The sequence below is a fragment of the Candidatus Insignibacter tubulum genome (genome assembly GCF_056790205.1).
Map to the genome: position 1 here is coordinate 634,483 of NZ_CP199715.1, position 13,154 is coordinate 647,636.

Genomic DNA, 13,154 nt, shown 5'->3' on the forward strand with positions numbered 1-13,154 from the left:
AAGATAACATTAGGAAAATTTAATAAGCTTTGTAAGGAAACAATTATTCTATGACTTTTTTTATATTTATAGATAAATATGTTCATTTATTAATGGTAATCATAAAAAAACCTAGCGATAGGTATACTACTTTACCATATAATTTTTATAAAATTTATAATTCTAAAATTTTATAGTGCTACTCTGATTATATAGTAGTATCCATTACATGCTAATTGTTTATTTAGTGTATAAATAGAGAGGCCCTAATTAGTTTTTATGATCGATATCTTGCATAATTTTATTTTGAATATTTATAGATTCTTGATGAATTAACTTAAAAAAAGATTCAGCAAATTCCTTAGAAAGACCAATACTTTGAGTAAAACTTTTTAGTCTTTCAGTAATTTTTTCCCAGCGTTTAGGTTGAAATATAGCTATGTTATAATTTTTTTTTAGCTTTCCCACCTCTTCAGCTAATCGGAATCTTTGAACTAGTAGAGCAAATATATTTTGATCAAGATCATCAATTTGAGTCCTTATGCCAGATAATTTTTTTTGATATTCAATATCTTGCGAATTATCTTTTCCTCTAAATTTTATTCCCTTAAGAATTTCTAGAAGACGTTCAGGAGTAATTTGCTGATTAGCATCGCTCCAAGCTTCATCTGGATTGTGATGTGTTTCTATTATTAGACCGTTATATTCAAAATTAAACGCTTGTTGTGCAATTGTCATAATTCCTTCTCTCTCTCCGCAAATATGTGAAGGATCACATAATATAGGAATATTAGGATAATATCCTTTAAAATCTAAGGCTACTTGCCAATTAGGTTGGTTACGATATTGTGATTTTTTATAAGCTGAAAATCCACGATGTATTACCCCTAATTTCTTTATCCCTTGTGCTATAAGTCTCTCGAGTGCGCCTATCCAAAGATCAAAATCTGGATGTACAGGGTTTTTTACTAATATAATTTTCTCTGTATTTTTTAGTGCTATAGCAATTTCTTGAATCGTAAAGGGATTTACTGTGCTTCTAGCGCCAATCCAAAGTATATCGATATCATGTTCTAGGGCAGCTTTTACATGTTCTGCATTAGCTACTTCCGTAGCAATAAACATGCCTGTTTCTTGTTTTACTTTTTGAAGCCAACGCAGGCCTATTTCACCTACTCCTTCGAAACCACCAGGTTTGGTACGAGGCTTCCAAATTCCAGCGCGAAAAACCTGTATGTAAGATGTGTCCATTTTCATAGCCGTTTTTAACACTTGTTCTTCGCTCTCGGCACTACACGGACCTGATATAATCAAAGGTTTTTTAAAGCTAAGAATCCAATCTTGATGAAGATCTTTAAGTTTAGGGGGCATAGTTTTTATTTTTAATCATTAAACTAATGATATCAATATGTGTAACATTGATATCTTTTTCTTTAAATTTATAATAGCTTTGGAGTATTCTCCTAAATATCATAAAATAATGGATAATTTATTTTATAATAAAATTTCTCTTGAGTTTGAATTTAAGCCTGAGACTTAGTTTCTATGATGGGATAAGCAGCTATAATAAATCGATATATTTTATAATATTAAGATGCTACTTGATCTGTTTCATATTTATATGGTATCTAGCATAGTAGTTTCATCATAAATAAGGCATATAAAAAGTCTAAAAATATATTTTTTATAGCATTATTTATTAACATTCTATAAATAATAAATTTAATTAGCTATAATACATTTATCAAAATCAAAATTTTTGAAAAATATCACTATTAATCCATCTATCAATGTAAATTCTATAATACTGAGATGGACTCATGATAAAAAAAGTTGTTTTTTTGCTTTCTCAAGCAAGGTAAGGGAAGAACAAAGAGAAAATCGTACATAACCACATCCACTTTTACCAAATATGCTACCTGGGGTAATAAATACATTTTTGTCATAAAGTTGTTTATCACTCCATATTTTATCCTCTTCTCCGGTAGTTAGTTTTGCCCATACAAATAACCCAGCACTTGTTGTATTATAATTTAATTTGAGAACTTTACAAATATCCCAAATAATATCTCTTCGTTTTTGATATTCTAAGTTAAGTTGCTTAAACCATTCATTTGAAGATTGAAGAGCCTTTATTGCACCTATTTGAAGAGGAAGATACATTCCTGAGTCCATTTGACTTTTTACTTTTAGTATCTCTGTAAGATACTCTTTTCTCCCTGCAAGCATACCTTGTCTCCATCCAGCCATATTATAACTTTTACTTAAGGACTGAAGTTCAAGACAATTCTCTTTTGCGCCTTCAATTTGAAAAATACTTATCGGATATTGATTAAGAATAAAACTATAAGGATTATCATATACTAAAAGTAATCCATGTTTTTGAGTAAAATTTACAATCTTTTCTAGATCGTTCAATCTTATTGAAGCTCCTGTAGGCATATGAGGATAGTTTACCCACATTATTTTTACTCTAGATAGATCTTTTCTCTCAAGATTTTCTAAATCTGGCAACCAATAGTTCTTTTCCGTAAGCAAATAATAAATCGGCTCAGCTCCAGCAAGTTGCGTTATATAAGAATAAGGAGGATATCCAGGATCGGGGATTAATACTTGATCTCCCTCTTGAGCATATGTCATGCTAATGTGCATAATACCTTCTTTAGATCCCATAAGTGGTAAAACTTCTTCTTCAGCGTCTAGAGAAACTTGATAATTTTTATTATACCAATCAGACCAGGCCTCACGAAGTTTTTTTATTCCAATATAGCTTTGATATCCATTAGCTTCTATTTTCTCAGATGCTTGTTGCATTCTCTTTATCACATGATATGGAGGATATCCATCAGGATTACCTATTCCCAGATTAATAATCTCTCTTCCTTGAGCTTTAAGCTGTTCAATTTCTTTAAACTTTTTAGAAAAATAGTATTCTTTAAGGGTATGCGTTCGTATAGCAGGGAAAATATTCATAAGTTCCATCCGTTTTTATACTGACCAAGTATCGAAAATTTACATTCTTGTTTTTCAAATTTTGATTTGATACATGCATAAGCATCTAGATCTTTAATTAGTAAATCTATATAAAAAGAATAATCCCAAGGTCTTTCTATAATAGGGACTGACTGTAACTTAATAATGTTTATATTTTTTTCTGAAATAATATTTAGTATTTTTGATAAACTTCTAATTTGATTAGGAATCTTAAAATTTAGTGAGACTTTATCAAACTTACCTATAATTTCTTGACTATTTAAGAAACTGATAATTAAAAAACGCGTGTAATTATTAGGTACATTATGAATATTCTGAGCTAAAATTTCTAGTTTATACTCTTTTGCCGCCTGCGAAGAAGCTATAGCGCCTATAGAGGTTAAATGTTTTTTCACGATATTATAAGCCGCTTGAGCTGTATCTGAACATTCAGACATCTTAATATGTTGATACTTATGAAAAAAATCGGAACATTGTTGTAATGCCATAGGATGTGAAGAAATCTCATGCAAAGTATCTATTCTTTGTCCAGAAAGTGCCATTAAATGCTGCTCAATATGTATGTAAATCTCCCCTAAAATCTTAATATTATTTTCAGAAATTAAATTATAATTGGTAAGAATACTACCTACTATAGAATTTTCTATAGCCATTACACCTAAATCTGCTTTGTTTAAAACTAGCATTTCTACTAGTTTTTTGAAACTATCACATTCTAAAATCTTAAAAGGATTTTTATAGAAATATTTTATAGCGGCAATATGATGAAAAGACCCTTTTATGCCTTGTATAGCAATTACTTTCATGTAAATTCCTTAAAAATAAAAAAATCCCTTTTTCGGGGCTTTGCATTTTTGATAAAAAATATTAAATAGTATAACAAAGCTCCCTTTTGGGAGTTCAAATAAAAAAGTTCCTTATATATTGAATATTTATAAACTATAAATATTCAGTCCCTTGTTTTATCAACAAAACTAATAATTGTTTTTTGCTTTTACAATTATTTAAGTCTTGAGATATTTATTTATTTCGAATAAACTCAAATATTATCATGTATTTCTATAACATAGAAACTTTGAAAATAAATAGTTCTTAAATATCAAAAGATCATTAGACCTTTTGGTATTTAAGAACTATACTCTATTAAAACACTAAACGTAATTTATAATGAGACATAATAATCCCTATCTCACTAATTTTTGAGATTATAAAAAGATTAATTATAAAATTTATATAAACAGTAGTGTTAAAAAACATTATATCTTCATTAATAATTTTTTATCAGCAACAAGTCCCCCATATGGGGGACTTGTTGCTGATAAAAAAGAATATAGAAAATAAAAATGTAAAAGATAAAATTATTAGTGAGTTTATCTCTTAAATTTTAAAAACGCGGTCTGGACGGGACTCGAACCCGCGACCCCGTGCGTGACAGGCACGTATTCTAACCAACTGAACTACCAGACCTGTTTCAGATTGCGAATATACAATGTTTTATTAAAGTTCTAAGAAAAAATATTTTTTTTTTAAACATTTAATTTATCATTTTATTAAGTTGATCATTAATAATTATTTTAGAGACTAATCCTACCTTCCTATCTACTTCTTTCCCATGTTTAAAAAACATTAGGGTAGGAATACTTTGAATACTATAAGTCGAAGCGATTTTAGGATTATCATCTATATTTATCTTAAATATTAAAGCCTTGTCTTTATATTCATTAGAAATCTCATTGAGAATAGGTGATAATCCTTTGCAGGGACCACACCAAGGAGCCCAGAAATCAACTAAAACAGGTTTATCTGATTCAAGTACCGAAGATTTAAATTCTTTATCTGTTATTTCTCGCGTCATAATTATTGATCTTTGGTTTTTTGTGATCTAAATTTATAATAAATTACTTGCCTCTTTAAAAAATAGATCCTAAAAGGAAAAATCCTTTAATAAATTTATATAAATATCTATCCCAGATTCTATTTCTGAAACCAATATAAATTCGTTAGGTGTGTGTGAACGAGCGCTCTCACCCACTCCTATTTTGATAGTATCAAAGCTCATTATACTTTGATCAGATAAAGTTGGAGAGCCGTAGGTTTTTCTTCCTATAGCTAAAGCTTTTTGTACAATAGGATGTTCTGGAGATATTTTAGAAGAATTTAGATGATAAGAACGTGGCGTAATTTCTGAGTGAATATTTTCCCGAATAGTATTAATCACTTCATCATTACGATATAGTTCATTAGTTCTAATATCTACTACATATTTACATAAATCAGGGACTACATTATGTTGATTACCAGCTTGTATTTGAGTAATACTAAGTTTAGTAGACCCTAGCAGTTCAGATATTTTTTCAAATTTATGACGACGCATCCAAGCAATATCTTCTAGGGCGATATAGAGGGCGTTTAACCCCTCTTCTCTAGCTGCATGACCTGTTTTGCCATGGGCAATACAATCTAATACGATAATTCCTTTTTCAGCAATGGCTACATCCATACTAGTAGGCTCACCTACAATACCTAAATCGATCTTTCCTAATTTAGGTAGAAGTGATTTAATACCTTTTTCTCCGGATATTTCTTCCTCAGCTGTAATGGAAAGAATTAGCTTATAAGGTAAGGTGGGTAACTGTTGTAAATAAATAAAAGCACTCATAAGTGCTACTACTGAAGCTCCAGCATCATTTGCCCCCAGCCCGATAAGACGATCATCTTGGAAAAAAGCTTTATAAGGATCTTTTAACCAATTCTTACCTGGTTTTACTGTATCATGATGCGAGTTTAATAAAATTGTCGGGACCTTTTGTGGATGATTTTGGCTTTCTACCCATATATTATTGTACTTGCGATGAGACTTTATACCATACTCATCTAAAAAAGACATTAAAAGTTTAGCGGTTTTATCTTCCTCCTTAGATAAGGAAGGTGTTTGAATAAGTTGACTTAGCCATTGAATCGAACGTGATTTAAGCTGTGATAAATCTATAGACATAAGATAGTTTTATCTTTAGGATGGGTTAAAAAAGTTGGATGCCCTATACTTACTTGATACACTCCTTTATTAAGGGCCTCAAAAGCACTTTCAAGTTTTGGAATCATTCCACTGCTAATAACATGTTCTTGTTTAAGATTCAGAAATTCTGAAAAAGTGATCTCAGCTAAATAAGAATCTTCTTTCTTCGGGTCTTTTAATACTCCTTTTTTTTCAAAACAATATTGCAAGATTACTTTTCCTTTTTTAACTAAGCTAGCTGCTATAGCGCAAGCTATAGTATCAGCGTTAGTATTAAGTAAACTACCTTTTGTACTGAAGGTAATAGGTGAAAATACAGGCACTAAATCTAAATCTAAGAGCCTTATAAGAGATGATATATTAACATTTTTCTCATTAATATCACCTACGTAACCATAATCTATAGCTCCAGAAACTCTTTGGGTAGCAAATAGCAAATTAGCATCAGCTCCACATACTCCTAGCGCATTGCAACCTATAGCCTGTAGCTTTGCTATAAGAGTTTTATTGATAAGTCCTGCATAAGTCATTACAACAATATCAAGGGTTTGAGCATCAGTAACACGACGACCTTCTATAATTTTAGGGATTACCCCCCCTATCTTTTCTGAAAATCTGCTTGCAGCGCTTCCTCCTCCATGTATGAGGATTTTCTTTCCCTTAAGGGCTATAAAGTTTTCGAGAAATATGCTTAATAAATAAGGATCATCTATGATTGTACCTCCTATTTTAACAATATGCAACATTATTTAATGTATCTATTTAGGATTCTTTTAAAAATCACTTGAGCGGCAAATATACGGTTTTGCGCTTGTTCTAGAACTACGGAAGTATTTACATCATCTAAAACAGCATCTTCTACTACTATATTTCTCCTTACAGGAAGGCAATGCATAAATTTACCACTATTAGTGAGTGCCATTTTATTTTTGGTGACCATCCAGCGATTATCATTAGAGAGTACTTGTCCATAATTATGATAAGAGCTCCAATTTTTTGCATAAATAAAATCTGCTCCTGTAAAGGCTTCATTCTGATAATATGTAGTATAAATATCTTTTGTGAATTCTCTATCCAATGCATAACCTTTAGGATGGGTTATTACCAGATCTATATTTTTAAGTTTATAAGCCCATTCTAAAAAGGAGTTTGGAACGGAATGTGGCAAAGCCTTTGGATGAGGGGCCCAGCTAAGCACTACTTTGATTTTTTTTTGATAAGGCCGCATCTCTTCAATGGTCATAACATCAGCTAAAGATTGTAAAGGATGACGTGTAGCGCTCTCTAAACTTACTATAGGAACGCGAGAGTAGCGTTCTATTTTTTTAAATAGAATTTCCTGATAATCATATTCCTTATTTTTGAGTTCAGGAAATGTACGTACGGCTAAAATATCACAATAAAGACTCATAACTCCTATAGCTTCTTTGATATGCTCTTGGCTATTTTCCATAATAGTCCCTCCATCCATCTCTATTTTCCAGGAATTACCATCTATATTTAGTACCCAAAGATCACATCCTAAATGAAAAGCAGCTTTTTGACTACTTAGGCGTGTGCGTAAACTAGGATTAAAAAATACCAGCCCAATAGTTTTGTTTTTCCCAATAAGTTGGTCATAAGGATCTTTTTTAAGAATCAGCGCTTCTTTCACTAAACTATGCATATCGCATACATCTTCTATACTAAAAAATCGGTTCATTTAGATTGACTTTTCTAAGAAATAATCTTTCCACTCAGTTACTGCTAGACTTCTAGAATCACTTTGGCAAAAAGCACGTATAAAAGCAAGAGCTAAACGTGCATTAGTTAAAAGTGGTATATTAAAATCCACCGCCGTACGCCGAATGAAATAGTCATTATCAAACTTAGACTTACTTAAATTTTTTGGAATATTTATAATCAAATCAAATTTTTTTTCTCTAATATGTTCTAGTATATTAGAATATGACATCATATTCGACCAGTGTAAATATATAGAAGACAAATTATATTTATTAAGAGAATTATACATTTTGTTAGTAACAAAAAGATGATAATTCTTTTCTATTAAGTATTTTACTACTTCTAAAAGATCTATTTTTGAGTGAGAGGGATCCCCTGAGATTAAAATATTTTTCTTAGGGATAGTATAACCTACAGCTAACATAGCTTTTATCAAAGCTTCATTAAAGCTTTTTCCGAAGGCCCCTACCTCACCAGTAGAGGCCATCTCTACACCTAGAACCGGATCAGCCCTCCTGAGTCGTGAGAAAGAAAATTGAGAGGCTTTAACCCCTATATGATTTAAAGTAAGAAAATCCCGTTTGTATAATTTATAAGGCATTTTACCCAATATCACTTTAGTGGCAAGTTGAATCATATTAAAACCTGATACCTTAGAAACAAAAGGGAAACTCCTTGAGGCACGAATATTACATTCAATTACTTGAAGTTGATTATTCTTTGAAAGAAATTGGATGTTAAAAGGACCTGAGATTTTAAAATGTTGAGATATTTTACAAGCAGTTTGCTCTATTTCTTTTAAAGTAGATATACATATATTTTGAGTAGGATATACTAAAGTAGCATCCCCTGAATGTACACCAGCAAATTCTACATGTTCAGAAATAGCATGATAAATTATATTCCCTTGAGAAGCTATAGCATCAAATTCAATTTCTATGGCATTTTCAATAAACTGAGTTACTACTACTGGGTGCTCTGGAGAAAGTTCGATAGCTTCTTTTAAATAATGTTCAAGTTCATTAGGATGATATACTACATTCATAGCTGCACCTGATAATACATAAGATGGTCGAATAAGTACAGGATAGCCTACTTCTTTTATAAAATCATATATCGCCTCTAGTTTTGAGAGTTCCCTCCAGCGTGGTTGTGATATACCCAAGGTATCTAAGACCTTAGAGAACTTATAACGATCTTCTACTTTATCTATAGATGAGGCTGAATTGCCTAGAAGTTTTTTACCATGTAAATGTAATTTTAAAGCCAGACCGTTAGGAATTTGACCTCCCATGGAGACTATCGTACCTTTAGGATTCTCAATATCGAGAATATCTAAAACCCGCTCTAAACTGATTTCCTCGAAATATAAGCGATCGCATTCGTCAAAATCTGTGCTTACAGTTTCAGGATTACAATTAATTATAACCGACTGGTAATCTTCCTTATGAAGACTTTTTAGGGTGTTTACACAACACCAGTCAAATTCTACACTACTACCTATGCGGTATACTCCCGACCCTAAAACTACAACCGATAAATGAGTCCTATCATAGTTGATATCGTGATGTGAAGAATGATAGCTCATATATAAATAATTCGTTTGGGCTGGATATTCAGCAGCCAAAGTGTCTATTTGACGTACATATGGGATAATACCTAGTGTTTTTCTTTGTTCTCTCAAAGAACAGACTAGAGAGGTCGTATCATTACTTTTAGGGTGAAGAATTTGAATAATTTGCAGATCTGAAAAACCTTGTTTTTTTGCTATATGTAAAAGTTCTCTAGGAATTTGTTCCGATATTTTATATTGACTTAAAAGCTCTCTAGTTTGATGAATATTACGCAATTTATAAAGAAACCAAGGATCAATATAAGTTAACTCATATAGTTTCTCCACTGTATATCCGAGGTTAAAAGCTTCTTCAATAGCCTCTATTCTTCGATCGGTAGGCTTTTGTAAGATTTCCTCAAGGTTTTCTTTATCTACTTTCTTATTGCCTTTGAGATTTATGAACCCTTCTAAGCCGATATCTAGCATACGCAATCCTTTCTGAAATGCCTCTTCAAAAGAAACTCCGATAGCCATTACCTCTCCTACGCTTTTCATGCTGCTATCTATATTATGGGATACTCCGTAGAATTTTTTGAGATCCCAACGTGGCAATTTACAAACAACATAATCTAGTGCAGGCTCAAAGAAAGCCGATGTAGTTTTAGTAATAGCGTTTTTTAATTGATGCAACCCATAACCTAAAGATAGTTTCGCTGCTATAAAAGCTAAGGGATAACCTGTAGCTTTTGAAGCTAGAGCACTAGAACGTGAAAGTCTAGCATTAATTTCAATAACCCTATATTCTTCAGAATGTCTAGAGAAAGCAAATTGCACATTACATTCACCTAATATGTTAAAATTTCTAGCTATAATCATAGAAAGATCACGAAGTTTTTGGTATTCACTATTAGTCAGAGTTTGAGAAGGAGCTACTACTATACTCTCACCTGTATGTATCCCTATTGGATCAATATTTTCCATATTGCATACGCTAATACAATTATCATAACGATCTCTCACTATCTCATACTCTATTTCCTTCCAACCCTTTAAAGATTCTTCGATAAGTATTTGAGAAGAACGTGATAAAGCCTTCTCAACTAGCTTTTTAAGCTCTTTAAAGTTATGAGCAAATCCACTACCTAGTCCCCCTAAGGCATAAGCAGCTCGAATAATCACAGGGAACCCTATTTCTCTAACTGCGATAAAAGCTTCTTGAATTGAATTTACTGCTTTACTTCGTGCGGTTTTTATTTGTAAACTATCGAGTCGGGCACGAAAAAGATCACGATCTTCACTCTCTATAATACACTCAACTGGCGTGCCTAATACTTTAATAGAATATTTTTTTAAAATACCGCTTTTAAAAAGTGTTATACCGCAATTAAGCGCACTTTGTCCACCAAAAGCTAACAGTATCCCATCAGGCCTTTCTTTTTGGATAACTTTCTCTATAAACTCAGGAAGAATAGGTAAAAAATAAATTTTATCGGCTATCCCCTCAGAAGTTTGGACTGTGGCGATATTTGGATTTACTAAAATCGTTACTATCCCCTCTTCTTTTAAAGCTTTGAGTGCTTGAGTTCCCGAGTAATCGAATTCTCCCGCTTCGCCAATTTTTAGGGCACCTGAACCTATAATAAGTACTTTTTTCATTGAATTTCTTCCTTAACTTTATATTTTTCTATACGCTGTATAAACCAATCGAATAAAAATTCTGTATCCCTAGGACCTCCTGAAGCTTCAGGATGAAACTGAACTGAAAAGAAAGGTTTAAATTCATGTATTAATCCCTCACAGGAATGATCGTTAAGATTCTTAAAAAGAATTTTCCAGTATTTAGGTAATTTTTTTTCATTTAAAACATATCCATGATTTTGAGAAGTGATATAGGCCCTTTCACTTGACTCAAATAAAATAGGTTGATTATGACCTCTATGCCCATACTTTAGTTTATAAGTATCACATCCAGCAGCTAATCCTAAGAGCTGATGACCTAAGCAAATACCGAAAATGGGACGATGGTCCTTCTTAAGGACATACTGTAGATACTGTATGGTTTTTTGATATGTTTTAGGATTACCAGGGCCATTCGATAGAAAGAGACCATCATAAGATTCAACAGTAAAATCATAATCCCATGGGACACGTATTACAGTGCAATTTCTACTAAGTAAACAACGTAAAATATTATTTTTTACTCCAAAATCTACAAGTAATACTTTATATTTTCCATTGCCATAAAAGGTTTTATTTGGGATGCAAACCTGAGCTGCAAGATTTTCCTTATGAGGATTGTAAAAAGGAATATCATTATCAATGATAATCTTTCCTAACATTGACCCTTTTTCACGAAGTTTTTTAGTAAGCGACCGTGTATCTATGCCATAGATCCCCGGAATCTGATTTCTCTCAAGCCACTGTGAAAGCGTATAAAAGATATTCCAATGGTGAGGATTCTTTGAATACTCCGAAATGACCAAAGCGCTGATATGAGCTTTTTCTGATTCATAAAATTCATCAATAGATTCAAGCTTTTGACCTAATGGAATGCCATAATTGCCTATAAGAGGATACGTATGTACTAAAATTTGTCCTTTATAAGAGGGATCGGTAAAACTTTCGGTATAACCTGTCATTGCTGTATTAAAAACGACCTCCCCAGCAACTGATAAAGACGCGCCGAAATGATAACCGATATATTCACTCCCATCCTCAAGAAATAAATGTGCCTTAGAACTATTCATAGTTAAGATAAACTAAAGTTTTTTTTAATTTTTCAATAAAACTTTTTACCTGCTCACATGTAAGAATAAGAGGAGGCAAAAGACGTAAAATATGCGTATCTGCTGCAACACCTACAAAAACTCTTTCTCTGTTTAAAAGACTATTTTTTAAGGCATTTACAGCAAAATCAAAACGAAGACCTAACATAAGACCACGACCTCTTATCTCTTTGATTTGAGGAATATTTCTTAATTTTTCTATAAGCAGTTCTCCCATATTTTTGGCATTCTTAATAAGATTCTCTTTTTCTATAATCTGCAAAACCGTTAAGGCAGCTGTACAGGCCAGGTAATTCCCACCAAACGTAGTCCCTAACATCCCATAAGTAGCCTTAAAATAAGGAGCAATAAGCACTCCGGCGATAGGGAACCCATTACCCATCCCCTTAGCTACTGTAATTAGATCTGCACGGATACCAGATCGTTGATGGGCAAAAAAATCTCCGCTTCGTCCATAACCGCTTTGAATTTCATCAAGTATTAGAATAACCTTATATTTAAAACATACCTTTTGGAGAAAACGAAAAAAATCTATACCAGGGTCAATAATCCCAGCTACCCCCTGAATGCCCTCAATAATTACTGCACATACATCACCTTTTTTTAATTCACTCTCTATTTTATTAAAATCTCTGAATTCTAAAAAAATTCTCTCATGCATATCGTTAAAGGGAGTTATGATCTTAGGATTATCCGTAATAGCTACTGCTCCGCTGGTTCGTCCGTGAAAAGCTCCTTTAAAAGCAACGACTTTCTTTTTTTTGTTATGAAAAGAGGCAATTTTTAAGGCATTTTCTACTGCCTCAGCTCCTGAATTACATATAAATAAGCGATAATCTTCATATCCTGAAAGTATGCCTAATTTTTCTGCAAGCTCTTGTTGTTTAAAAATTCTAACTGAATTAGAATAAAAACCTATACACTTAATTTGCTCATTCAAAGCCTTAATATAATCTCGATGACTATGGCCTATAGAAATTACAGCATGTCCACCGTAAAAATCAAGGTATTCCCTTTGCTGCTTATCAAAAACAAACACGCCCTTACCTTCAACGAGTTCTATAGGTAAGCTAGGATAAACATTAAATAAGTCCATTTT

10 protein-coding genes and 1 tRNA gene are annotated in these 13,154 nt (G+C 32.2%); all 11 read right to left on the bottom strand.

What is annotated here, in order from left to right; genetic code table 11:
* Positions 1–249: 249 nt before the first annotated feature.
* The 11 genes from ACUBP5_RS02700 to ACUBP5_RS02750 all read right to left on the bottom strand — a co-directional run bounded on the left by ACUBP5_RS02700 (position 250) and on the right by ACUBP5_RS02750 (position 13,151).
* Positions 250–1,350 carry a chorismate mutase gene (locus ACUBP5_RS02700; protein ID WP_482168115.1) on the bottom strand — a complete coding sequence of 367 codons (1,101 nt, stop codon included), beginning with the start codon at positions 1,348–1,350 and terminating at the stop codon, positions 250–252.
* A 447-nt stretch (positions 1,351–1,797) separates the two neighbouring features.
* Positions 1,798–2,952 carry a pyridoxal phosphate-dependent aminotransferase gene (locus ACUBP5_RS02705; RefSeq protein WP_482168116.1) on the bottom strand — a complete coding sequence of 385 codons (1,155 nt, stop codon included), beginning with the start codon at positions 2,950–2,952 and terminating at the stop codon, positions 1,798–1,800.
* A complete protein-coding gene (locus tag ACUBP5_RS02710; protein ID WP_482168117.1) occupies positions 2,949–3,779 on the bottom strand; it encodes a prephenate dehydratase in 831 nt (276 codons plus the stop codon). The genes ACUBP5_RS02705 and ACUBP5_RS02710 overlap by 4 nt, the downstream gene beginning before the upstream one ends.
* Positions 3,780–4,366: 587 nt before the next feature.
* A tRNA-Asp gene (locus ACUBP5_RS02715) sits at positions 4,367–4,440 on the bottom strand.
* 67 nt (positions 4,441–4,507) lie between these two features.
* Positions 4,508–4,828: a thioredoxin gene (gene trxA, locus ACUBP5_RS02720; RefSeq protein ID WP_482168118.1), complete on the bottom strand. Its 321-nt coding sequence runs from the start codon at positions 4,826–4,828 to the stop codon at positions 4,508–4,510.
* Between the two features lie 69 nt (positions 4,829–4,897).
* On the bottom strand, positions 4,898–5,968 hold the full coding sequence (locus tag ACUBP5_RS02725) for a M20 family metallo-hydrolase (protein WP_482168119.1): 1,071 nt from the start codon (positions 5,966–5,968) through the stop codon (positions 4,898–4,900).
* Positions 5,959–6,735 (bottom strand): acetylglutamate kinase, encoded by a 777-nt coding sequence (gene argB / locus ACUBP5_RS02730; protein WP_482168120.1) that lies wholly within the window; start codon positions 6,733–6,735, stop codon positions 5,959–5,961. The genes ACUBP5_RS02725 and argB overlap by 10 nt, the downstream gene beginning before the upstream one ends.
* Positions 6,735–7,691, bottom strand: a complete 957-nt coding sequence (locus ACUBP5_RS02735) for a Rossmann-fold NAD(P)-binding domain-containing protein (RefSeq protein ID WP_482168121.1) — start codon at positions 7,689–7,691, stop codon at positions 6,735–6,737. The genes argB and ACUBP5_RS02735 overlap by 1 nt, the downstream gene beginning before the upstream one ends.
* Positions 7,692–10,925 (bottom strand): carbamoyl-phosphate synthase (glutamine-hydrolyzing) large subunit, encoded by a 3,234-nt coding sequence (gene carB, locus ACUBP5_RS02740; RefSeq protein WP_482168122.1) that lies wholly within the window; start codon positions 10,923–10,925, stop codon positions 7,692–7,694.
* Positions 10,922–12,016, bottom strand: a complete 1,095-nt coding sequence (gene carA, locus ACUBP5_RS02745) for a glutamine-hydrolyzing carbamoyl-phosphate synthase small subunit (RefSeq protein WP_482168123.1) — start codon at positions 12,014–12,016, stop codon at positions 10,922–10,924. The genes carB and carA overlap by 4 nt, the downstream gene beginning before the upstream one ends.
* The gene (locus ACUBP5_RS02750; RefSeq protein ID WP_482168124.1) at positions 12,009–13,151 is read right to left on the bottom strand and encodes an aspartate aminotransferase family protein; all 1,143 of its coding nucleotides are present in this window, start codon (positions 13,149–13,151) and stop codon (positions 12,009–12,011) included. The genes carA and ACUBP5_RS02750 overlap by 8 nt, the downstream gene beginning before the upstream one ends.
* Between the last annotated feature and the right edge of the window lie 3 nt (positions 13,152–13,154).